This is a genomic window from Streptomyces sp. NPDC001985 (assembly GCF_040296845.1).
Lineage (GTDB): Bacteria > Actinomycetota > Actinomycetes > Streptomycetales > Streptomycetaceae > Streptomyces.
Map to the genome: position 1 here is coordinate 23,453 of NZ_JBEOYB010000031.1, position 22,889 is coordinate 46,341.

20 protein-coding genes and 2 CRISPR repeat arrays (1 of these 22 cut by a window edge) are annotated in these 22,889 nt (G+C 71.8%); of the genes, 15 read left to right on the forward strand and 5 right to left on the reverse strand.

The genetic code is table 11. From position 1 onward, the window contains the following. Nucleotides 1-351: direct repeats of the CRISPR family, unit length 28 nt; unit sequence GTCCGCCCCGCCCGCGCGGGGGTCGTCC (it extends 165 nt beyond the left edge of the window). Between the two features lie 225 nt (nt 352-576). From cas3 to ABT122_RS16100, 9 genes are all read left to right on the forward strand, one after another. After that, complete coding sequence (gene cas3 / locus ABT122_RS16060) at nt 577-3,459, forward strand: CRISPR-associated helicase Cas3' (RefSeq protein ID WP_351551422.1); 2,883 nt, start codon at nt 577-579, stop codon at nt 3,457-3,459. 295 nt (nt 3,460-3,754) lie between these two features. Further along, nucleotides 3,755-5,413, forward strand: coding sequence for a type I-E CRISPR-associated protein Cse1/CasA (casA, locus tag ABT122_RS16065; protein ID WP_351551585.1), 1,659 nt, complete (start codon nt 3,755-3,757; stop codon nt 5,411-5,413). After that, nucleotides 5,410-6,582 carry a type I-E CRISPR-associated protein Cse2/CasB gene (gene casB, locus ABT122_RS16070; RefSeq protein WP_351551425.1) on the forward strand — a complete coding sequence of 391 codons (1,173 nt, stop codon included), beginning with the start codon at nt 5,410-5,412 and terminating at the stop codon, nt 6,580-6,582. The genes casA and casB overlap by 4 nt, the downstream gene beginning before the upstream one ends. A gap of 202 nt (nt 6,583-6,784) precedes the next feature. Continuing rightward, on the forward strand, nt 6,785-8,011 hold the full coding sequence (gene cas7e / locus ABT122_RS16075) for a type I-E CRISPR-associated protein Cas7/Cse4/CasC (protein ID WP_351551428.1): 1,227 nt from the start codon (nt 6,785-6,787) through the stop codon (nt 8,009-8,011). Continuing rightward, nucleotides 8,011-8,802, forward strand: coding sequence for a type I-E CRISPR-associated protein Cas5/CasD (gene cas5e / locus ABT122_RS16080; RefSeq protein ID WP_351551431.1), 792 nt, complete (start codon nt 8,011-8,013; stop codon nt 8,800-8,802). Before cas7e ends, cas5e begins: the two co-directional genes overlap by 1 nt. A 5-nt stretch (nt 8,803-8,807) precedes the next feature. Then, entirely contained in the window at nt 8,808-9,605 is a 798-nt protein-coding gene (gene cas6e, locus ABT122_RS16085) for a type I-E CRISPR-associated protein Cas6/Cse3/CasE (protein ID WP_351551434.1), read from the forward strand. Beyond that, nucleotides 9,598-10,650, forward strand: a complete 1,053-nt coding sequence (gene cas1e, locus ABT122_RS16090; RefSeq protein ID WP_351551437.1) for a type I-E CRISPR-associated endonuclease Cas1e — start codon at nt 9,598-9,600, stop codon at nt 10,648-10,650. The genes cas6e and cas1e overlap by 8 nt, the downstream gene beginning before the upstream one ends. Further along, complete coding sequence (cas2e, locus tag ABT122_RS16095; RefSeq protein WP_351551440.1) at nt 10,647-10,958, forward strand: type I-E CRISPR-associated endoribonuclease Cas2e; 312 nt, start codon at nt 10,647-10,649, stop codon at nt 10,956-10,958. The genes cas1e and cas2e overlap by 4 nt, the downstream gene beginning before the upstream one ends. 1,537 nt (nt 10,959-12,495) lie before the next feature. Further along, a complete protein-coding gene (locus ABT122_RS16100) occupies nt 12,496-12,924 on the forward strand; it encodes a hypothetical protein (protein ID WP_351551442.1) in 429 nt (142 codons plus the stop codon). 711 nt (nt 12,925-13,635) lie between these two features. Here the strand turns inward: ABT122_RS16100 and ABT122_RS16105 are convergent. After that, the gene (locus ABT122_RS16105) at nt 13,636-14,463 is read right to left on the reverse strand and encodes an APH(3'') family aminoglycoside O-phosphotransferase (RefSeq protein WP_351551445.1); all 828 of its coding nucleotides are present in this window, start codon (nt 14,461-14,463) and stop codon (nt 13,636-13,638) included. A gap of 401 nt (nt 14,464-14,864) precedes the next feature. Next, a CRISPR array of direct repeats spans nt 14,865-15,319; the repeat unit is 28 nt; unit sequence GTCCGCCCCGCCCGCGCGGGGGTAGTCC. Nucleotides 15,320-15,577: 258 nt separating this feature from the next. On the opposite strand from ABT122_RS16105, the gene ABT122_RS16110 reads away from it, so the two are divergent. The 5 genes from ABT122_RS16110 (at nt 15,578) to ABT122_RS16130 (ending at nt 19,308) form a co-directional block, all read left to right on the forward strand. Further along, the gene (locus ABT122_RS16110; protein WP_351551448.1) at nt 15,578-15,787 is read left to right on the forward strand and encodes a hypothetical protein; all 210 of its coding nucleotides are present in this window, start codon (nt 15,578-15,580) and stop codon (nt 15,785-15,787) included. A 246-nt stretch (nt 15,788-16,033) separates the two neighbouring features. After that, a complete protein-coding gene (locus ABT122_RS16115; protein ID WP_351551451.1) occupies nt 16,034-16,381 on the forward strand; it encodes a hypothetical protein in 348 nt (115 codons plus the stop codon). A 113-nt stretch (nt 16,382-16,494) separates the two neighbouring features. Then, entirely contained in the window at nt 16,495-17,151 is a 657-nt protein-coding gene (locus tag ABT122_RS16120) for an ABC transporter ATP-binding protein (protein WP_351551454.1), read from the forward strand. Beyond that, nucleotides 17,148-18,653, forward strand: a complete 1,506-nt coding sequence (locus tag ABT122_RS16125; protein ID WP_351551457.1) for a hypothetical protein — start codon at nt 17,148-17,150, stop codon at nt 18,651-18,653. Before ABT122_RS16120 ends, ABT122_RS16125 begins: the two co-directional genes overlap by 4 nt. A gap of 124 nt (nt 18,654-18,777) precedes the next feature. After that, nucleotides 18,778-19,308 carry a hypothetical protein gene (locus tag ABT122_RS16130; RefSeq protein WP_351551460.1) on the forward strand — a complete coding sequence of 177 codons (531 nt, stop codon included), beginning with the start codon at nt 18,778-18,780 and terminating at the stop codon, nt 19,306-19,308. Nucleotides 19,309-19,403: 95 nt separating this feature from the next. Here ABT122_RS16130 and ABT122_RS16135 read toward each other — a convergent pair whose 3' ends face one another. The 4 genes from ABT122_RS16135 to ABT122_RS16150 all read right to left on the reverse strand — a co-directional run bounded on the left by ABT122_RS16135 (nt 19,404) and on the right by ABT122_RS16150 (nt 21,996). Continuing rightward, complete coding sequence (locus ABT122_RS16135) at nt 19,404-20,072, reverse strand: nucleotidyl transferase AbiEii/AbiGii toxin family protein (protein WP_351551463.1); 669 nt, start codon at nt 20,070-20,072, stop codon at nt 19,404-19,406. Further along, a complete protein-coding gene (locus ABT122_RS16140) occupies nt 20,069-20,437 on the reverse strand; it encodes a hypothetical protein (RefSeq protein ID WP_351551465.1) in 369 nt (122 codons plus the stop codon). Before ABT122_RS16140 ends, ABT122_RS16135 begins: the two co-directional genes overlap by 4 nt. Before the next feature lie 114 nt (nt 20,438-20,551). After that, nucleotides 20,552-20,845, reverse strand: coding sequence for a hypothetical protein (locus ABT122_RS16145; protein ID WP_351551468.1), 294 nt, complete (start codon nt 20,843-20,845; stop codon nt 20,552-20,554). Further along, nucleotides 20,785-21,996 (reverse strand): hypothetical protein, encoded by a 1,212-nt coding sequence (locus ABT122_RS16150; RefSeq protein ID WP_351551471.1) that lies wholly within the window; start codon nt 21,994-21,996, stop codon nt 20,785-20,787. Before ABT122_RS16150 ends, ABT122_RS16145 begins: the two co-directional genes overlap by 61 nt. Between ABT122_RS16150 and ABT122_RS16155 the strand changes: the two genes are divergently transcribed. Then, nucleotides 21,965-22,738, forward strand: coding sequence for a hypothetical protein (locus tag ABT122_RS16155; RefSeq protein WP_351551474.1), 774 nt, complete (start codon nt 21,965-21,967; stop codon nt 22,736-22,738). The genes ABT122_RS16150 and ABT122_RS16155 overlap by 32 nt on opposite strands. Nucleotides 22,739-22,889 lie beyond the last annotated feature (151 nt).

The window sequence follows — 22,889 nt, forward strand, 5'->3', positions numbered from 1 at the left end:
GCGAGTGGACCACCCGCCGTCCGCCCCGCCCGCGCGGGGGTCGTCCTGTCCACCCACGCCTGCCCGACGGTGCCCGCGTGTCCGCCCCGCCCGCGCGGGGGTCGTCCGCCTTTGCCGACACGGATCGCCGACGCCATCAAGTCCGCCCCGCCCGCGCGGGGGTCGTCCCGGCACCCCGGCCTGATGACCGGCCGTCGCACGGTCCGCCCCGCCCGCGCGGGGGTCGTCCGCTGCGCCTCCTCATGGGTGAGGGTGCGCTGCTGTCCGCCCCGCCCGCGCGGGGGTCGTCCGAAGGCTATCGCGACGACGCGACCGCGGTGGCCGTCCGCCCCGCCCGCGCGGGGGTCTTCCGTGGAGGGCGTGGCGTCCCTTGGGCCGGACCGCGTCCGGCCCGTCGGCGTGGTTGTCGCTCACCCTGTCCGGGGGCACCTGCCAGGTGCTCCCCGGTCTGCTCCGGTCACGGGCATACGCTCTGAGCAGCGGTGTTGCTGGCGCGGCAGCCGTTGTCAGTGGTGCGGGATAGGGTGCGCTGCATCTGTGGGAGCCGGTACTGGGGCCGTGGAGGGGTGGGGTCTGGTGGGTGCCGATGTGTCGGTTGTTGATCTGATGCGGTCGATGGGGCTGGCTCCGGAGGTGGTGTCGCGGTTGTCGGTGCTGTGGGGGAAATCGGCGGCGCGTAATGAGGGGCGGACGCATCTGTTATTAGGGCATCTGCTGGATACTGCGGCGGTTGCCGAGGTGATGTGGGGGGAGTATCTCGCTCCTTCGCTGCGGCGGCGGCTGGATGAGGTGAGCGGGGGGCGTGGTCGTGAGTGGTTCATGTGGGTGTGCGGGATTCATGATTGCGGGAAGGCGACTCCGGCTTTTCAGGCTTTGGACGCTGTCGAGGCGGTTCCGGTTGTTGCCGCCGGGCTGACGTGGCACCGGTGGCCGAAGTCGGAGCGGTGGCGGCATGATGTCGCCGGTGGGGCGTTGTTGGCGCCTTTGTTGCGTGAGGCGTGGGGCCGGGAAGCGGCTGGGTGGGTGTGGCCGTTGGTGTCGGGGCACCATGGGGCGTTTCCGTCGGCGGGGAGTCTGAGGGCGCCTGGTGAGCTTCAGGGGCGTGGTGGTGAGTGGAGGGTGGTTCAGCGGGGGCTGGTGGAGGTTTTCACGCGGGCGGTGGGGTTTGATGGTTTGGGGGCGGTGTGCCCGGTGGGGGGATTGCGGAAGGCCGAGCAGTTGGCCTTGTCCGGCTTGGTGGTGATGGCGGACTGGATCGCGAGTGACAGTTCGTGTTTTGTGGGGTTGGGCGACGCCGGGGAGGTGTCGTTGGCGGGTGCGCGGCGGCGGGCGGAGGCCGGGTGGTCGCGGTTGGGGCTTCGTGGTGGCTGGGGTGCGCTGGAGGTCCCCGGGAGTGCTCTGGCGCCTTTGACGCGGCTGGGGGTGGTGCCGCGGTTGTCTCAGGTCGAGTTGGTGGAGCGGGTGTGGGGGATGCCTGTTCCGGGGCTGGTGGTGGTGGAGGCTCCGATGGGGGAGGGGAAGACGAAGGGGGCTCTGGCGGCTGCGGAGGTTCTGGCGGCGCGTTTTGGTCTGGATGGTGTGTTTGTTGCGATGCCGACGCAGGCGACGAGCGATCCGATGTTCGCGCAGGTGGTGTCGTGGGTTGAGTCGTTTGATCCGGGTCTGGTGGATCAGGTGGCGCTGTTGCATGGCAAACGGCGTTTCAACAGGCAGTGGCGGGCTCTGTGGGAGGCGTCGGCCGGTGAGGGGCGGGAAGGGCCTGCGGGGGTTGAGTACGGGGCTGTCGACGAGGACGACGAGTTCGGGTACGAGGAGGACTCGTGCGGTGTGGCGGAGCGGGAAGGGCCGCCGCGGTGGTTTCTGGGCAGCCGGCGCGGGCTGCTGACGGGTTTCGCGGTCGGGACTGTTGATCATCTGCTGTACGCGGCGACGCGGACGCGCCATGTGATGCTGCGGTTTGCCGGGCTCGCGGGCAAGGTCGTGATCGTGGACGAGGTGCATGCCGCGGATGTGTACATGCGGCAGTTCCTTGTCGAGGCGCTGAAGTGGCTGGGGCAGGCGGGTGTGCCGGTGGTGCTGCTGTCGGCGACGTTGCCGCCGGTTCTGCGGCAGATGCTGGTGGATGCCTATCTGTCGGGGGTGACGGGCCGTGCGGATGTGTCGGAGGCGGTGTCGGCTCCGGCGGGGTATCCGTCGGTGACGTCGGCGTACGCGGTGGACGGGCGGGCGGTGGTGGCCAGTTCGGTGGAGGCGGTGCCGTCGTGGCGTCCGTCGGTCCCGGTGGCGGTGGAGTGGCTGCCGGACGTGTCCGTGGAGGGCACTGCGGTGGCGGAGGCCGTACGGGAAGCGGTGGCGGGCGGTGGTGTGGCGCTGGTGGTGGTGAACCAGGTGGACCGGGCGCAGAGCATCCACAGCGCGCTGGTTGCGGGGGGCTTCGAGGGTGAGCTTGTTCTGCTGCACGGGCGGCTGTGCGCGGCGGACCGTGCGGACCGGACGGAGCGGTGTCTGCGGTTGATGGGTCCGGGTGCGGGGGCGGCGCGGCCCGGGCGGATGGTGGTGGTGGCGACGCAGCTTGCTGAGCAGTCGTTCGATGTGGATGCCGATGTGCTGGTCACGGACTTGGCTCCGGTTGATCTGCTGTTGCAGCGGGTGGGGCGGCTGCACCGGCACGAGGGGACGCGGCGGCCCGCGGGGGTGTCGGTGCCGAGGGTGCTGGTGACGGGTGTCGCGGGCGGTTCGTCGGGGCTGCCGGTGTTCCTGCCGGCGTCGCGGACGATCTACGAGGAGTGGCCTCTGCTGCGGGCGGCTGCTGCGGTGGCCGAGGCGGCGGGCGGGCAGCCGCCGGTGCCGGGGGGCGGGCGGCCGGCCGGGGTGGACGGTCCCGGGTGGAGTGTCCCGGAGCAGGTGCCCGGTCTGGTGGCGCGCGCCTACGGGGAGGCCCTGGTGTGTCCGGAGCCGTGGGCCGTACGGGAGCAGGCGGCTGAGGCGGTGTGGGGGGAGAAGCAGCGCAAGCGGGCGGCGGACGCGCAGGGGTTCGTGCTGACGTCGCCGCGTGGATGGGCGGCGCCGACGCTGGCGGGTCTCCACTACGGCGGGGTGCACCGGGTGCGGAAGGAGGCGGATCTCGATGCCGTGGTGCGTGACGGCAAGCGCTCGGTGGAGGTGGTCGTCGTCCGGCGGGTGCGGGGCGGGTACGCGGCGATCGGCGGGGGCCGTCTCGGGGTGCAGGGCGAAGCGGGGGAGGCCGAGGTGGTGGAGCGGGTGCTGGACGGGCTGGTGCGGTTGCCTCTCGGGCTGACCGAGGTGGCGGAGAGGGAGCTGCGGCCGCTGCCGGGATGGGCGGGCGATCCATGGCTGCGGTACGCGAGGGCACTGGTGCTGGAGGAGGACGGGTGGGCCGTGCTGGGGTCGTCCCGGGTCGGCTACGACGCTGTGATGGGCCTGGTGGTGGAGGCGTAGAGGGTTGGAGGAAGCCCCGCGGCGGCGGGGACGACGGCCACAAGCAGACAGGAAAACCCCCGCTCGGGCGGGGAGCCCGGAGGCGGTTGGCGACTGTACCGGGTGGGGCCGGTGATGCGGGGCCGTGGAGGGCGGGACCACCCGATCGGGTGCTCTCCACCCGATCAGGGTGCGGCTCCACAAGCAGACATTGAAAAATCTCAGGGCCGGCAGGCGCCTCCGGGTCCGCCTGGCGTCTGCCGGCGTCGCCTCGAACGACCACAGGAAGAGAAGAGCTGCGGTGCACGGTGATCTTGTGCGGGATGGCTGGTTACCCGCTGTCGGTGAAGACGGCGGCCGGTCCGGCGAAGGAGTCCTGGGCGCGTTGACGCGGTCCCATCTGATCCGGCGGCTCGAACTGCCGGAGCCGACGATGCTGCCCGCGGTGCTGCGGCAGCTCCTGCTGCCGGTGGTGCTGGACGCGCTGGGCGCGCCACGGACTCCCGGTGAGTGGGCGGACCGGTTCGAGCGGGGCCGTTTCACACCGGAGGAGACCGGCCGGCTGGCGCACTACCTGGGCCCGCGGTTCGGTGACCGTTTCCACCTCTTCGACCAGGCCCGGCCGTTCGCCCAGGCAGCGGGGCTGACCGCGGTCAGCGGGGACACGAAGTCGTCCGCGCTGCTGATGCCGTCGATCGCCTCGGGAAACAACGTCCCGCTGTTCAGTTCCCTCAGCGAGGCCGACGAGCTGGACCTGTCACCGGACCAGGCGGCGCTGTGGCTGCTGCACACCCAGTGCTGGGACACCGCAGCGATCAAGACCGGTGCCGCGGGCGACCCGCTGGTGGTCAAGGGCAAGACCACGGGAAACCCGACCGGGCCGCTCGGTCAGCTCGGTGTGATCGTTCCCGTCGGCCGGACCCTGTACGAGACGCTGCTGCTCAACCTCCCAGTCGTGCCCGACGGCCTCGTGCCGGCCGACCGGCCGCAGTGGGCGTGGGACGAGCGTCCGTCCCCGGCCGGCGGGCGAGATCCCGCCACGCCGGAGTGGTCCCCGCGTCCGGTGGCGGGTCTGCTCGACCTGCTGACGTTCCAGTCACGCAGGGTCCGGCTGATCCCCGAAGAATCCCCCGGGGGGCCGCGGGTGCGGCGGGTCGTCCTCTGCGCGGGAGACCGCCTGGAGCAGACCCCGCAGGAGGAACCGCACACCGCGTGGAACCACACGGCCAAGCCGAAGGCCGGGCAGCGGCCGCAGCGGCCGCGCCGCCATCTGTCCGGCCGCGCGGCCTGGCAGGGCCTGGCGGCTCTGCTCGCCCTCGATCTGTCCGCGGACGGCAGTGGGCCGGTCACCTCCCCACTGCTGCGGCAGGCCGGTGACCTGAACGCCGAGGGCTACCTCGCGGCGGACTACCCCCTCGGTGTGGAGATCTGCGGCCTGGAGTACGGGAACCAGAGCGCGGTCGTCGAGAACGCCATCGCGGACAGTCTTCCGCTGCCCGTCACCGCGCTCGTCGCCGGCAACCCCGATGTGCGGGAAGCCATCCTGCAATGCGCTGCCCAGGCCGATCAGACCGGTCGTGCCCTGGACCGTTTCCACACGGATCTGCGGCGGGCGGCGGGCGGTGATCCGCTGCCCCGGGACAAGGGCGAGCGGCCGTCGCTGCGGCTTCTGCACGCGGTGGACGGGCGGATGCGGCGTCTGCTGGCCGGTCTGCGCACCGTCGGCGACGACTGGGATCGGCTGGAACGCGGGCGCGCGGCATGGGAGCTGACCCTGTGGCAGGAGGCCGGCCGGGAGGCCGGGCAACTGCTGGACGCGATGCCGCCGCGCGCTGTCGTGGGGCGCGTGATCCGGGAGAACAACAAGGAGACCCGTCACCGCAGCGGCCGGGCCGAGGCATGGCTGTGGAAGGCGCTGCGGGAGATCCTGCCCCGGGCGGCGGACGCGCAGGACGGCAGGGGTGAGGCGGCATGACCGGGACCAGCAGCACCTCTCATGAGCGGGGCGCCCGCAGGCGGCCCTACTTCTGGGAGACCTTCACTCCCGGGGATTCGTACGCGGCCAGGAATGTCGCCGCGCTCCGAACGGGCGTGGACCGGGAACCGGGAGCGCTGCCCATGGCACTGCACCGGGTGCGGGGCACCGAGGCCGAGGAGGCGGCGGGCACGGTGTCGGCCGCCTTCGCCGCCGAACATGTGGCTCTGACCCTGTTCGGTGTGCACCAGCAGGGCCAGACGCGGACCGTCCACCAGTCCGGTGTCGGGCTGGGGACCGCCTGCCGGGCTCTGCGCGGCTGTGGCCAGGTCAGTCCGATCGCCGTGGACCGGCGCATGGACGCCCTGGCGGGCGCCCTCGACCAGGGGGAGCTCGCCCATCACCTGCGCCCGCTGGTGCAGCAGTTGCGGGGCGCCGCTGTCCGCCTGGACTACACCCGTCTCTTCTTCGACCTGCTGGCCTGGCAGCAGGCCGAGCCGGAGCACGAACGGAGGGTGCGGGCCTGGGGCCTCCAGTACACGGACCTGGCCCGCACCGACCCCGCCGCGCCGGGCCCCTTTCTGAGGACGCCCGACGAGAAGCCCCCCTACTGGGAGAGGTACACCCCCGTGGCGCCGCGGGCGGCGGCAGAGCTGGCGGCGCTGCGGGCCGGGGCGGACCGGGCGGCGGGGACGGTGCCCGGGACCTGGAATCTGTACCGGGCCGAGGTCAGCCCCTACGAGCAGACCACCGGCGCGCTCGGGAGCCGGCTGGCCACCGAGCACACGGTGCTGGTCCTGTTCGGCCTCCACCAGCACGGCCGGCGGAAGGCGATGCACGCCCCGGGTGTGGGGCTCGGCGAGGCCTGCGCACGGCTGCGCGCCTCGGGCCGGGGAAGCGCGGAAGCGCTGGAACGCCGCTTCGGGAACATCCTCACCTCCGTGGACGGCCATGAACTCGGCCGCCATCTGCGCGGTCTCGTACCCCTTCTGCGGACAGCCGACCAGCCCCTGGACTACGGCCGCCTCCAATCCGATCTGCGCGGATGGGACATCCCCGACGAACGGACGGCGATTCGCGGCGGCCAGAACGCCCCCGCCGGGCGGACGGCGATCCGCAGCCGGTGGGACCGGGCGTTCCACTCCACCCGTACACCGTCCCCGGGCTGAGCCCACGTCCACGGCGTGCGCGGCAGCGGGAGTGCGCCGTCCGGAGCCGTCCCCGCCACTGCCGGAGGTCCGGGCCGCCACCGATGCGGGGCGCGGGCCTGCCCGACCCCTCCCGACCGCTCCTCGTGGCGGCCCGGCTCGGCCGCGCCCCCTCACGACCACCGAATGTCCACTCCGTTCCCTCCCGTTGAAGGAGTTCACCATGACCGCACCCACCCTGTTCGCCGAGGTCCACATCCTGCAGAGCCTCCCGCCGTCCAACCTCAACCGGGACGACTCGGGCACCCCGAAGCAGGCCCTGTACGGGGGAGCACGCCGCGCCAGGGTCTCCTCCCAGGCATGGAAGCGGGCCACGCGCATGCACTTCGCGGCCGGCATCCCCGAGACGGACCGCGCCACCCGCACCAAGCGGATCGGCAGTCTGCTGAGCGCCCGGCTCGCCCAGCCCGTCACCAAGGGCGGCGCCGGCCTCGGTGAGGACCAGGCCGAGCGCCTGGCCGCTGCTCTGCTCACCCCGCTGGGCATCACCCAGTCCGCCACCAAGGCCAACCAGTCCGCCTATCTGCTGTTCTTCGGCAAGCGGCAGCTCGACGACCTCATCGCCCTGCTGGACGGACGGGCCGCCAGCCTCGCCGGCCTGCCGGACCAGGAACTCAAGGAGGAGATGAAGCGCCTGGCCGTCGTCGAGACGCTCTCCGGCGGGCACCCCGCGGAGGTGGCCCTGTTCGGCCGGATGGTCGCCGACCTTCCCTCCCTCAACGTCGACGCCGCCGTGCAGGTCGCCCACGCGCTCTCCACCCACACGGTGCGCACCGAATTCGACTACTACACCGCGGTCGACGACGAGAACACCGAGGACTCCGGAGCGGGCATGATCGGCACCGTGGAGTTCAACTCGTCCACGCTCTACCGGTACGCCGTCCTCGGCCTGCACCAGCTGCGCGACAACCTCACCTCCGCCGACGCCACCCTGGACGCCGCTGTCCGGTTCGTCGACTCCTTCACCCGCTCCATGCCCACGGGACACCAGAACACCTTTGCGCACCGCACCCTGCCCCAGCTGGTGCTCGTGACCCTGCGCACGGACCAGCCGGTCAACCTGGTGTCCGCCTTCGAGCAGCCCGTCACCGGAACCAGCGGCCTGGCCACGGAGTCCGCGCTCCGCCTCGCGTCCGAGCTGGACGCGGTCGGCACCGGCTGGGGGTCCAGGCCCGCCCAGACCCTGTCCACCCGGATCTTCCAGGACGACAGGCTCGCCGAGGCCTTCGGCCCCTCCGTCCCCTTCCCCGCGCTCCTCGCGTCGCTGCGGGAGTCACTCGACAGCTGGCTCACCCACGGCCGGGTCCCGGCCGGCGCACCGGATCACGCCGACGTGTCCCCGGCCCGCGACGCCGCGGCCCCGGCCACGACCGCGGCCAGGGGCGCCTGATGACCGCATCCGCCGTCCTGGTCCTCCGGCTGGCCGGACCCCTCCAGTCCTGGGGCCGCCCGTCCCGCTACAACCAGCGCGAGACACATCACCAGCCCACCAAGTCCGGCGTCCTCGGACTCCTCGCCGCAGCCCAGGGGCGCCCCCGCGAGACCCCCATCACCGACCTGCTCGGCCTGCGGCTCGGCGTCCGCACCGACCAGCCCGGCAGCCTGCTGCGCGACTACCACACCGTCAGCGACCACCGGGGGCTGCCCATGCCCTCCAGCCAGGTCAACGCCAAAGGCATCCAGAAGAAGACCAGCCCCGCCAAGTACACCGGCGTCACCAAGCGCTACTACCTCCAGGACGCCGTCTTCATCGCCGCCCTGCGCGGCCCCGAACCCCTCCTTGAAGCCCTCGAACACGCCCTCCACCGACCAGTGTTCCCGCTCTCCCTCGGCCGCCGCTCCTGCCCGCCGACCGGACCCGTCAGCCTGGGACTGCACCCCGGCACCGCACTGGCGGACGCACTCCGCACCGTGCCCTGGCAGGCCTCGGACCACCACCGCCAACGGACCCAGGGCACCCATGTGACCCTCGCCGCCACCGTCGAGGACCCGAACGGCGAGCACCGCGTCGCCGACACACCCGACACCTACGACCTGCGCACCGGAACGCTCTACAGCAACCGCACCGTGAGCCACACCTCCATCACCATCCCCACCGGACACACCCCGCCCGAAGCCCACCCGCTGCCCGACACCGACCCGGCCTCCGGCCACGACCCCTTCGCCCTCCTGGGCTGGTGACCCCTATGCCGTACCTGTCGAAAATCGCCCTCAACCCTCACCGCCGCAGCGCCCCCTCCCTGCTGGCCAACCCCCACCGGATGCACGCCACCCTCCTGGCCGGCCTCGCCGTCCAGCCCGTCACCGAACGCGTCCTGTGGCGCCTGGAGAACAACAACCCGCACCGTGCCGAACTGCTCGTCCTCACCGACAGCCGCCCTTCCTGGAGCCACCTCGTCGAACAGGCCGGATGGCCCGGCGCCGACCACAGCGCACCCCTGATCGCCGATTACACCCCCCTCCTGGACAGAATCACCCCCGGCCGCGAGTTCGCCTTCCGTCTCACCGCCAACCCCGTCCAGTCCCTGCGGCACCCCACCAAACTCAGCCCCGCCCAGGCAGAACAACGCGCCGAACAGGACGCCCGGACCGGCACCGCCGCCGAACGCAGGATCCGCGGGTTCCGTGTGCCTCACCGCACCGCCGGCCAGCAACTCCACTGGCTCCTCGACCGCACCGACCGCCACGGCTTCACCATCCCCGCCACCGGGGAACCCGCACCGCCACCGGCACTCGGCCTCGGAGAGCCCGGCCTCCCCGCCCCCGCCGTGGCCCTCACCGCGCGCGACATCCTCCGTTTCAGCAAACGCCAGAACGGCCCCCGGCTCACCCTCTCCACCGCCACCTACCAGGGCCGCCTGCGCGTCACCGACCCGGACCTCCTGCGCCACACCCTGCTCCAGGGCATCGGCCCCGCCAAGGCCTACGGCCAGGGCCTCCTCACCCTCGCCCCCCTCAGCCGCGAGGACGGCCATCATGCCTGAGCCATGGTGGAAAGCCCGCCCGCAGGACGTGTACCGGCTGGAGGACCGCATCTCCAGCATCTACGTCGAACGCTGCCACATCGACCGCGACGACAACGCCATCGTCCTGGTCAACAAGGCACGCGTCGTCCACATCCCCGCCGCCTGCCTCGCCGTACTCCTCATCGGCCCCGGGACCCGCGTCACCCACGCCGCGGTCACCCTGCTCGCCGACTCCGCCACCACCCTGTGCTGGGTCGGCGAACAGGGCGTCCGCCTCTACGCCTCCGGCCTCGGCGCGGCCCGCACCTCCCACCTCCAGTTACGCCAGGCATGGCTCGTCACCCGCCCCAAGGAACGCGTCGCCGTCGCCCGCCGCATGTACGATCTGCGCTTCCCCGGCGAGAACACCCAGGGCCTGACCCTCCAGCAGCTCCGAGGCCGGGAAGGCACCCGTATCCGCAGGCTCTACGCGCACCACTCCCAGCGAACCGGAGTCCCCTGGACCAAACGCGAGTACAAACCCGGCGACGCCTTCGCCGCGGGCGACGACATCAACCGTCTGCTGTCCGCGGCCAACTCAGCCCTCTACGGCATCTGCCACGCGGTCATCACCGGCGTCGGCGCCAGCCCCGCACTCGGCTTCGTCCACACCGGCTCGGCGCTCTCCTTCGTCCTCGACATCGCCGACCTCTACAAGGCCGAATTCACCATCCCCCTCGCCTTCGACCTCGCAGCCGGAGGCCTCACCAGCGAACGCGACGCCCGCATCGCCCTGCGCGACACCATCGTGAGCGAGAAACTGCTCCCCCGGATCGTCGCCGATCTCAAGCACTTGCTCTCCACGGACAGCGAGCCCCTTCTCGAGCAGGAACTCAGTGGTCTGTGGGACGAGGACGGCACCGTCGTCGCCGGCGGCACCAACTGGGGAGCAACCGACCCCTTCGCACCGGCCGCCCACCTCGACGTCATCCCGCCCCCGCCCCCTCACGAGCAGAACGGAGCGGGCACAAACGAAGAGGGCACACCGGATGAACCGAACGACCCCAAAGAGGCGGCCCCGTGACCGTCATCGTCCTGATCGCCGCACCACCCGGACTGCGCGGCCACCTCACCCGCTGGTTCATCGAAACCGCACCGGGCATCTTTGTCGGCACCCCCAGCACCCGCATCCGGGAACGGCTCTGGCAACTCCTCGCGGACCGCATCCACGACGGCCAGGCCGTCATGATCGAATCCACCGACACCGAACAGCGCTGGTCCACCCGCACCGCGGGCCGCGACCGCTGGACCCCCACCGACTTCGACGGCATCACCCTCATGGCCCGACCCCGCCAGCGCGATGAGCCCCAGAGACCACGGGGAAGCGTGTAAACGCTGTGCCCCGCCCGCTGCGTGACCTCATCCACCCCGCCCACGAGGGGGAGCGGGAATCAGGGCGCTCAGCGGATGCTCGTCGTGCGGTTTTGCCGAGTCAGAGGCGGCCTGGTGCGCTAAGGATGTGGTGGCTGGTGCAGTGCCCATCGTCGCCCAAGCACGGTCTGGGTCCCGTCCCTAACCATAGCCGTGCCCTGGACCGGCGGCGACGGCGAATGCTGGAAGCGGACCTCGGTGCGTGTGCCCCGGAACCAGAGCGTCGACGGCTCACCCGCGCTGGCTCACATTCGGCGAGGTCGTGGTCGAGCGGCACGTGGGTCTCGGGCTCACAGGCCCGGGCGGAAGGCAGCAGGGAGACGCCTCCGGCGATCCGGCGTGCGCATCGAACCGACGCCCTCGACGAATGCCCTGGCGGGCCAAGGACTGCTGGAGCAGCGGGGGTGGGCTGGTTTTCCGTCGGCAGGTCGGTCTGGGGCGGCGGGATCGTATGGCCGCCTTCCTGGGTTGGCTGACGAGCGGTACGAGAAACCGGCGCCACGACCACCGCTCCGGCGAATACGGTGCTATGGAGCCCGTAGGAGCAGCACAGCAACAGGCGGGACATCCTGCAGGTAAAGAAAAACAGCATGATCACGTGAAAGAACCGCAGGTCACAAAGTGTCCGCCCCGCCCGCGCGGGGGTAGTCCGATCAGCCCCAACGACCCGCGGCTCCAAGGCCAGTCCGCCCCGCCCGCGCGGGGGTAGTCCGACAGCCGAGTTCCGTGTCGCTGACCTGAAGGGGTCCGCCCCGCCCTCGCGGGGCTAGTCCCGCGAGGCCGTCCGCGCCGCCGAAGTCGCCGATGTCGGGGCGTCCCTGAAGACCGGCATCGCCCGCACCCGCCGCGAGCTCTTGAACCCGGCAGTACCGGGCGACCTCAACACGGCCGGCCTCGGCGGCAGCGCTCGCCTTCACCGCGCTCCAAGCGGTGGAGGGACGCCGCCGCAGGGCTGGGCGCCGATGGCGGCGAAGGCCTGAGGCAGGCCCCGGAGTGCGTGCCCCGGGACCAGGGCGTCGATGTTCTCGTCCAGGGTGTGACGACGGTGCTGTGGTCCCCGGCGCGGAGCCGGGCGTCCTCTGCGTCCGTCGCTGCCCCGACCGCGCCGGGAACGGTCTCCAGCACCCACCACGCCAGCCGCAGCGTGGGCAGCTCCTCCGAGGCCGCGGGCGGGCTCCGGCTCGGCGAGCACGGCGTCGAACTCGGCCGACATCGACGCCGCCGTCGCCCGGATCGCCGCCCGCGCCGCCGCCACCGCGCCCGGCGGGGGAGCGGACGCCAGCCGGTGGCGGGCCCTGCTCACCCAGCCCCCGCACCGAGCCGGGTCACACGGCCGCCGCGTGGGATCTGACCGTGCTGTGCGAGGCGGTCATCACCCACCCCGCCGCCCTCACCGACCTGCGCACGTTCTTCGCCCGGGTCCCCGGCCCGGTCGGCGCCCGGGTCCTGGGCTGCATGCTCGAGCTCACCGGCCGCCCGGACTCCGCCCGCTTCCTGTTTGCAGTACGCCGCCGGCGCGGGCGACACTGCCGCCTCCTACTACCTGACCCTCCACCACCGCACCCTCGGCGAAACGGATGAGGCCGACTGGTGGCAGGCCCAGACCGACGCCGCCCTCACCCCCACCGGCGACGACACCGACTTCGCCGAGATCGACCCCACCACCGCCCTGCGCATCCTGCGCGCCCTCAAGACCGGCACACCCGAGGTACCGGACCCGGTCACCGCCGTCCTGCGCTACGTACCCGCCGCCGTGGCCTTCGTCGACGACGACCTCGACCTGCCCCTGCCCGACACCGACTTCACCGACCGCATCCACGCCCTCACCACCCCCGCCCGTCGCACCCCGCCCCCCGGACGCCGTCCCAACCCGCTGCCCGAACGCAGAGCCGACACCGCGCGCCCCCGCATCCCTGCGGCACCCTGACGCGGTCACCGGCCAGGGCCGCCCCTGGGACTTTCTTCTCCCAGCACAGACATGACCGTCGAGACCTGTGTCCCGGCCACTGCCGTGACGTGCGCCGTGCCTGGCCGGCGTCCGTCCCCGTCCCGGTGAGGGAGGCGCTGCCGGAGTACTGCAGTGCGCTGGGGCGGCTGGGCAAACCGAGGAAGCCGAGATGGAAGCTCGCCGGGTGTATCGAACCGAGCAGGGCCGGCGCTGGTTCCGGCGCAACCCGCACGATGCGGATGCCGGCGCGGCGGGGGAGCGCGCTGCGCAGTACCGGCTCGCGGCGCGACTGGAGCAGCTGCGCGGGCAGACCGGCCCCGCATCGAGTCGGCCGGTTCCGTGCCGCGGACGGACCGGCTGCCCGCACTCGTCGCCCGCCCGCTGGACGTCGATACCACCAGGTCGATGATCGCATGGACGCTGAGGTGGAGCTGAGCGGTGCGGACCTCGGAGGCCAACCCATGGGCACGGCCCAAGAGCCGGTGAAGAGGAACCGGCAACCCGACAACCGCTCCTGCGGATTCGGAGACCCCGAGCTCGATGACACCACCAGTGCCGGCACAGCAGCACCTAAGGGAACCGCGGTGAAACAGGCAATGGAGAACAGCGTGATCACGTGACAACACCCCAGTCACGAAGTGTCCGGCCCGCCCGCGCGGGGGTCGTCCGGCTGGGCGGGCTGACCGCGGCTCAGCCCCAGGTGAGCGGGTCGAGGTGGAGGTAGAAGCGCAGGCGGTCGTGGTCGAGGGAGATGCCGTACTCCTCGGCGAACGCCGTGTCCGCGTCCTGTGCCCGCTCTTCATCCGGCCATGTCCCCCGCGCGTTGGCGAGCAGCAGCGCCAGGTCGGCGTAGCGGTCGGCCCGGCCGAGGCGGCCCAGATCGATGAAACCCGCCACGTGCAGGGTCTGCGGGTCGAGGATGATGTTGGGCAGGCACAGGTCTCCGTGGCAGACGACCGTGTCGGCGGCCTCCTGTTCCCGTCGCCGCGTGACCTGGGGGACCAGGCGGGCCAGCAACTCCGCAGCTGGCGTGCGCTGCTGCTCGACAGGGAGGAATTCCGGGTTTACCGCGCCACGGCTCACGACATCGCGCGCTGTGGCGACCATCGCGTCCAGGTCCCGGCGGAACGGGCAGCCCTGTGCGGGCAGGTCGTGCAGCCCGCGGACCGCGTCCGTGATGCGTCCCCAGGAGGCTCGCAGGTCCGCGGCGGACACCTGGTCGGCGGGTACGCCATCGACGGCACTGGTCACCAGGCAGGCACCCACATCGCCGGAGCGCCAGCCAAGCACCCGCTGCCCCGGGACGCCCTGATCGCTCAGCCACGCGACCCGGTCCCGCTCGGCCTCCAGGCCGGCAGCCTCCGCTGCCACTACGCACTTGGCGTACCGGGTACCGTCCGCGCTGCGGAAGACGGCGGCTCCCGACTCACCCGCGGTGACAGGCAGCCAGTCGCCCTCACACCCACCTGCGCCCAACAGCACCGGCGAGACTTTCTGCGGTCCGCGACGATCACTCATGGAGCCACCCTAAATCGCGAGATCCCGCGACAGCGGGGGCGTACGGGCGTTGACCATCCTCGAATCTCCCCTCGGCTGGAGCAGCTGCGCGGGCAGACCGGCCCAGCACCGATCCGGCCGGGTCCGTGCCGCGGACGGACCGGCTGCTCGCCGGCACCACCGGGACGGTGATCGCATGGGCGCCGAGTTGGAGCTGAGCGGCGCAGACCTCCCGCGCCAACCCCTGGGCGCAGTGCGGTAAACGGCATAGAGAACCGGCAACGCGACGACAGCTCTTGCGGATACGGTGATCCCGAGCCCGATGACACCGAAGCCGGCACAACAGCAGCACTCGGGGAACCGCCGTGAAGCAGGTAAAGCAAAACAGCATGATCACGTGAAGGAACCGCAGGTCACGAAGTGTCCGCCCCGCCCGCGCGGGGGTAGTCCGTCGTCCCGGCGCCGGTCCTGTCGGGTACGTCGGTCCGCCCCGCCCGCGCGGGGGTAGTCCACCGCCCGCCTGCGGGCCGCGGTCGAGACCGCCGTCCGCCCCGCCCGCGCGGGGGTAGTCCTCCCAGCGGGCCCCCGGACTTCGACCGCAGCGGGTCCGCCCCGCCCGCGCGGGGGTAGTCCCCCTAGGTCGCTGCACCCACAGGCGACGCGGCCGTCCGCCCCGCCCGCGCGGGGGTAGTCCCATGCCGCAGAACGCCCTGGCGGCCATGAGCGGGTCCGCCCCGCCCGCGCGGGGGTAGTCCGTCACGGAGAACCCCGACGGCTCCGCCGAGGCCGTCCGCCCCGCCCGCGCGGGGGTAGTCCTCCGGTACAAGCTCACCAGCACCCAGGCGTCGCGTCCGCCCCGCCCGCGCGGGGGTAGTCCGACGTGGTTGTCGATGGACGACAGTCGGACGCGGTCCGCCCCGCCCGCGCGGGTAGTCCGACGAGCCGCCCGCGGCGCACCGGCACCCGGTCCGCCACCGGCGGTGTGGGCATGCAGGCGCTGGAGACAAGCCAAGCCGCCGCGCCGATAACAACCAGACGATTTTCCTGCAGTAATTCCCGGGAGCGGCGACGGTGCGACGTGATCCTTCGAGCGGTAGCGATGCAGCGGAATCACAACGTGATACCGACCGACACTATGGAACTGGATATCGAACTGAATTTCACCGTCTGCCTCCCGTCCGAAGGTGGTTCGGAGTTTTTGGGAACGCTGGTGTATGCGCTGGTCGGCGCGGTCGCCCCGATGTTCCGGGCAAGGCGAGTCTATGAATCCGGAGACTGGATTTCGGCCAGTAGTGGACCGCAGTCCAGGCCGTTGACGTCTCTCCTTTTCCTGTGGCGTGGCTGAAGACACCAGGACATTCGGGTTTTGCCCATGTTTCGCAACCCGGGATGTAACCGCCGCCGAATTTGAGCCTTCGTCCCATCAACTCTTGTTGTGGGAGAACCACTTGCATACGTTGATTCTCGTCTAACGCCGGGGCCCCGGCCAGGACCACACCAGAGCGGGCCGTGCACACCGGCATCGGATTTCGCCGCCGCTCTGATGCGTCACCAGCCTTTTTATCTTCACCACCTGAAGAAGTGCATGCGTATGACGAGAATGAAGTTCGTCGCTGCCGCACTGATCACTGTGGCTCTGGCCGTACCCATGGCCACCGCCGTTGCTGCCGACGCCCACGGTGGGGGTGCCCCTGCTTGGTCCCCGGCCGACGGCGGCAACAGCGGGAAAATAGCCGTCAAGGACAACAGCGGCGATACGGAGTCGGTGAAGGCCGAGTACTTCCGGACAGCCAGTCCGGATGACAAGCGGACCCTGTGGAACCACAGTGGCCGGGGAACCACGGCCTACTCCGGCGACGGCTCCAGGATCTACAAGTTCAAGGCGTGCGACGAGAACCGGGGCACTCCGGGCGACTGCTCGGGATGGGTCATCCCGTAAACCCGCTCGCCATGCCGGTACCGCACCAGCCCATTCCGGGCTGGTGCGGTTTTCCCATTTAGTTTGACAAGAGGCCAGATTTCGTAAAAAAGAACGATACATCAGGGCTCCGTGTGAGCGGTCTGCGGTACGAGGTCGGGGGGCGGACGCTGCTCGATGGTGTGGATCTGTCGGTGTCCCCGGGTGAGTCGGTTGCGGTGACCGGTCCGAGCGGGTCCGGGAAGTCGACCCTGCTCATGTGCGTCCTCGGTCTGATCGAACCCCAGGCGGGGTCGATCACCGCCGGTGGCCGGGAGATCACCGGGCTGGGGTCCGCGCAGCTGGCGCAGGCTCGGCGGGAGACGCTGGGGATGGTGTTCCAGTTCGGTGAATTGCTCCCCGAACTGAGCCCGGTGGAGAATGTCGCGCTGCCGGTGCTGCTCGGCGGGGGCCGCCACCAGGACGCCTACCGGCGTGCGGAGGGGCTCCTCGAAGAGCTGGGGGTTCCCGTCGGGTCGACGCCCACCGGGATGCTCTCCGGGGGCGAGCGGCAGCGCACAGCCGTCGCCCGGGCACTGATCACCGAGCCGGAGGTGCTCCTCGCCGACGAGCCCACCGGTGCTCTCGACCCCGAGGCCAGGGAAGGGGTCGCGCACCTGCTCTTCACCACCGCCCGCGACCGCGGCTGCGCACTGCTGCTGGTCACCCACGATCCCGCGGTGGCCGAGCGGGCCGACCGGCGCCATGAGCCCCATGGCGGAATCCTGGTCGAAGCGGGAGCCGTTCGATGAGAGAACGCATCCGCACGGCGGGCACCCTGTTCCGGATCGGTCTGGCCGCGGGCCGGTCCACACCGGGTGACCGGCTGCGCTGGTGGGGTCTGTTCGGTGCCGCGCTCACCGTCGCCCTGGTCGCCCTGGCGACCGTGGCCACGCTCGCCACCTACGAGGGCCGGGAGAGCAGGGCGGACGCCCGGGGGGCGATGGTCACCTTCGGTAAAAACGCCACGCTGCTGTACCGGGAGGGCGCGGACACGGTCGGCGGGAGACCGGTGTCCCTCGTCTTCGTCCACCCCCTGACCGCGGAGGCTCCCGTTCCGGCCGGGGTGGCCCGCTGGCCGGCACCGGGCGGGGTACTGCTCTCCCCCGAACTCGTCGACAAGGGAGTGGGGGAGGGAGTCCTGACCCGGTACGGACGGTTCACCGGCACCGTCACCACCGACGGTCTCGTCACCCCGTCCGAGCGGATCGCCTACATCCGGGTGGCCCAGGCCCCGCCGGAGGACGATCCCCGGTGGATGCGGGCGGCGGACTTCGGGAGCAGCGGCGGAGCGACCGGAGAGATGGCCGACCAACGTTCGGTGGGATTCCCGTTGCAGGAGCTGTGGGCTCTCACCGGGCTGCCCGCGCTCGCCCTGGCCGTGGTCGCGGCCCGGGTCGGCTCCCGCACCCGGGACCGGCGCAGTGGTCTGCTCCAGGCCCTGGGCGGGACCTGGCGGCACCGGATGGTCGTCAACATCGGCGAGGCCGTGATCCCCTCGGCTCTGGGGACCCTCGCCGGCTTCGTCCCGTACGCGCTCGCCTCCGTGCGGGACCTCCGGCTCGTGCCCACCGGATATCTCCTCGACCACCGGGACCTCTGGGCTGCCTGGCCCACCGCCGGCGGCGCGGCGGTGTTATCCCTGCTGGCGGTGCTGGGCATCGTGGTCGGCACTCACCGCGTCCACCGCGACGGCAGATCCACCCGCCCCGCCTCGTCCGCCTCCCGCGTCCCCGCGTGGCGGCTGTACGTCTGCGGCGCCGGCGTCGCTCTCATCCTGGGCAGCCAGTACCTGGAGCGGCAAGCCCAGCTTGTGGTCTTCAATACCGGGACCGTCGTCATGTGGGCCTTCCTCTCCTCTCTTGTGGCTGTGCTGACCCGCCGGCTCGGTTCCTGGCTCGCCGCGAACGGCAGGCGCAGGGGGCACGCGGGCCGTCTGATCGGCGGGCGGTGGACCCACGCGCACCCCGGCGTCATCGTGCGCCTCGCCCTGGCCATGGTGATCGGCATCGGGATCGTCGCCCAGATGCAGGTGTGGACCAGCAGGCTCGGTACCCAGTCGCAGGCTGCCCTCGCCACCCACGAGCGGATCAAGGACACGGTGATCGAGGTGAACACCGGTGGCATGACCGCACCTCAGGCGGACCGCTTCCGGGCGGCGCTTCCACCGGGCTCGGCCCTGCTGACCCGTACTTTCCACGATCCGGGACCGCCCAAGGCCCCCCTGGACATCTCTCGCGGGCTCCTGTCGTGACCTGCGCGCACTGGGGGCAGTCTGCCGCGGTGACAAGGAAGCAGCAGCGGGCAGCAGCCTCCAGGTGGCGGAGATGCGTCGCTGGTACGGAGACGTCACACTCACTCAAAGCACCCAGATCTCGGTGAAACCAGGTGGGATCGAATCGCTGCTCGTCGTGACCCCCACCCCGGGACAAGCCACCCAGGTGAAGCAGGCTGCCTATACGCTGTCCAATCCTCCGGGGCAGGTCCTGGCGTTGGGCGGGAGCTGGCTGGAGTCCTCACGATCCCGGCTGGCGAACTGGATACACCTCTTCGGCGTCACCGGCATCCTGTTCATCCTGCTGGCGGGCGCGGTGAGCGCGGGCGCCGAGTTCGTCCGGGTCCGCCACGCCCTCGCCCCGCTGTCCGTGCTGACCGGCCGCCGCCGGGTCTTCCACTCCGTGGCCTCCTGGTATCTCACCGTCCCCTTGCTCGTCGCCACCGTGATCACCGGCGTTGTGACTGCCTGGCACTCGGTGTTCTTCATCGCCCTTGTGAAGGAGGGGTCCGTGTCCTGGGCGATCCTGGCAACGGGCGTTGCGGCGTGTGCCGGAACCTCCCTGGCCGTCGGGCTCCTCGGGGCACGCGCGGCGGCCCGGGCGGCCGACCGGTGGCGGCCCGCGGCCGACTGAATAACTCCCCGTAGCGGAGCCGTGGCTCATGCGAGGCGCAGGGTACGCCGGGGCCTGCGACTCACGCGAGTCGCAGACCCCGGCGTCCGGGCCCGTCATTCGTCGTGCGGATCGTCCTGGTGGAGGCGGGTGTCGAGGTCGTTGGCCCAGGCCAGTGCCCATGCGCGCAGGTCGGCTACCTGTACAGGGTCCAGCCCGTATTCGGCGAAGTCCTGGTCGTCCCACCACTCGGCTCCTGCCAGGCGGTCGCGCAGGTCGTGGAAGCTGAACTCGAAGCGGGCATGGCGGCGGCCGAGGTTTTCCAGCTCCGGAGTGGAGCGGTGCCGCATCGCGGCGTGGACGTCGATGAGGTCGCGGACCGCGCCGCGGTCCGCGAGCGCGCGGACCTTGGTGCCGATCACGTCGTCCAGTGCGAGTACGGGGCCGTAGTCGCAGATCGCCGGTGGTGCCCAGAAGGCTTCCTTGAGGACGTCGACTTCGCACTCCTCGCCCGTGGCGCGGTCGGTGGCGATGAGGCGCCCCGACAGTGGGCTGGACTCGATGTGCCGGACGCCCCAGCCGCGCGCGGCGAGACCGTCGCTGATGGTGCGGATGATCTCGTCGATCGGGGCCGGGTTCTCGGTGGCGACGTCCAGGTCCTGCGAGAACCGGTCGACCAGGCCGTGGGCCTGTACGGCGTACCCGCCGGTGATCACAAGCGGGTAGGGCGCTCCGATGGCGAGGACGTCGGCCAGGAGCCGACGGTGCAGTTCTGTCAGGTTCACGCGGCGGTCGTGGCCGTCGCGGTGGTGAGTTCAGGGAAAGCGGCTTCCCAGACGTCCCTGATCGGGCGGCTGATCAGTGTGCGCAGCACCGGCCATTGCGCGATGAGCAGGTCCCGGTTCAGGAACTCGGTCAGGTCCTGGCGCTGTCCTTCGGCCAGGACGGTGCGGTAGAGGCCCATCCGGGAGCGCGGCTGTTCGAGGCCGTAGGAGCGGCGGCCCGACCAGACCACGTGCAACGGCAGGTCGACCGTTCCGCGGGCGGGGCCGGCCAGGTCTTCCAGACGCGCCGGCAGCCGCTGTGCGTACTGCTGGCACAACAGGTCGAACGCGTCCGGCACAGGGAACGGGAAGGGCTGCACGGTCATGCCCCCAGTATGGCCCGGGGAGCCCTTTGGGTACTACGCGATGATCCGGCCGGGCCCGGCGCGGGCGACCTCCTCCTCGCGCGCCAGCAGGCTGTGGGCGAGGTGTTCCTGTGGTCAGGAAGAGGCGTTCAGATATGCGCGGCGGGTGGTGACGAGGGCGCGCCAGCGCTCTCGTACGGGTTCGTGTCCGTCGAGCCGGCGGACGGTGGGGCGGGGCGGGTGGGGGAGGTTGCCCATGGCGGCGGCGATGTCGGTGAGGGTGTGGAGCCGGTCGATGAGATCGGTGAGCTCCGAGTGCTCGCCCCGGACGGCGTGGTGGAAGGCGAGGGAGATCTCCAGGAATCGGGTCAGCCAGGGCAGCCCTGCCTCGATGATCTCCCGGCGCAGCGCGTAGGCGCGGCCGGGCACGTCGGGGTGTCCGGCGTCCTTGATGAGGGCGGTGATGTGGGCGAGGAGGGTGGTGGCGTGCTGGTCGAGGGGGCGAGGTACTGGTGGGCGAGGTCGAGCTCGTCGCGGGCGCGGACGGGGTCGGCGAACGCGACCGTGAGGGCGAGGCGGACCTGGGCGATCGCTTGTTCGCCCGGGGCGTCGTGCTGTTCGGCCTCGGCGCGCGCGGCCTCGAACGCGGTGGTGGCTTGGTCGAGGTCGGCGTGGGGCCAGTGGATGTCGCCGGCGACGCGGTGGTGGCGGCCTTTCCAGCCGAGGGTGGGGACGGCGGCGAGGGCGGCGGGGAAGTCGCCGCAGATGCGGTCGAGGTTCGCGAGTCCGCGGCGGGGCTTGGGGGCGAGGCGGCCGCCGGTGTCGGCGACCTGCCGCATCCCGGCGCGGGAGTCGGCGGTGCGGCCGAGGTCCTTGTGGGCCTTGGCCCGGTAGTACAGGGCCGGCGCGGTCAGCTCGCCGTCGAGGAGTCCGGTGTCCAGGACCGTGGTGAGGCGTTCGGCGGTGCGTGCGCGGTGTTCGTGCTGGCGGCGGGCGATCGCGGTCAGCAGTTCGGCCAGGGCGTCGGCGGCCGTCTCCAGGCCGGTGCTGGTGCCGTCCGCGCCGCCGGTGGTGGTGGTGTCCTGGGCTCCGTCACCGGCAGCCGGGCCGCCGGCCGGGGCGAGGGGTTCCCAGACGGAGTCGTCGGTGTAGGTGTGGGCGGCGTCGGTGAGCCAGCCGAGGTCGGTGAGGCGGTGGTCGCGGGCCAGGCGCAGGCCCTGGCGCAGGCACGCCACGAGGAGCATGCGGCCCGGCGCGGGGGTGGCGGTCCATTGTTCGCCGAGGGCGGCCAGGGCGCGGCCGGCGGCCCGGTGCCAGTCGGCGGCGGTCCAGTGGTCCTCGGTCCGGTCGTCGCGCAGGGCGGAGCGGATCGCGCCGTGCAGGTGGTACGGCCACAGTGCGTAGGGGTTCTCGGAGACCAGCGGCCTCTGTGTGAGCTGCCGGGCGGGGGCCTGGAGGTCGAATCCGGCGGCGCGGGGGTGCGGGGGTGCGGGTGCGGCGGATCTCCAGGGAGCGGGCGACGGCGAGGTCGAGGTGGAGGGGGAGGCCGTGGGAGCGGGCGGTGATCGCCGCCCGTACACCGGGCTCGATGAGGGGCCGGCCGTCCTGGATCAGGCGGCGGGCGAGGTGGTCGTCGAGGTCCTCGGGGGAGAGGTCGCCGATCAGGTGCTGACGCCCGCCCGCCCCGGGTGCGAGGCCGGGCCATGCGGTCGGGCCGGTCCAGTCGAGCTGGCCGTGCAGCGCCGGGTCCGCCCACGGGAGACGGCTGCGCCCGCTGATCACGAACAGCACGTTCGGCATCAGACACACCAGGCGCTGCAGCAGGCGTTCCAGGTCGCGGTGCCGGTCGGCGGTATCTTCGAAGGTGTCCAGCAGGACCACCGTGGTGACCTTGTGCTTCGCGGGCAGCCGGCCGAGTTCCCACGCGAGCAGGTGCGGGTAGTAGGAGAGAGCCTCCAGGCCGGGGACGGCCTCCAGCAGCGCGGCCGCGTGAGAGCAGCCGGCCAGGGCGCGGGCGCGTTCGCGGCGCTCCCGCAACCCCTGCACCGGAGCCCCGGCGACCTGCCCGGCCGCGGCCCCGCCGGGCAGTTGCAGCAGGGCGGCGGCCTCGCTCACCGCGGTCTGCATCTGCTGGGGCAGCGCGGTGCCGAAGCGTCCCATCAGCCCGGTGCGCCGCATGTACTCGTCGAGCGGTTCGCCGGGGTGGGTGTGCCCCCAGTACTGGCGCAAGGCCACGTCGAAGGCGGGCAGCGGACGGCCCGGGGTGCCGGCGAGAGCGAGCCGGATGGTGAGGATGACGCGTTCGAAGTCGGAGCCGGTTGATGCGGAGCGGGCCAGGTCGATCCGGACGGGCAGCAGCCGGTCCGTCCAGGACGGTGCGCGTGCGGGACGCTCCTCGGCCGCGGTGAGGGCGGCCTCGACCTTGCGCAGCAGCAGATCAGGCCGCATGCGCGGGGGTAGTTCGATCGACCTC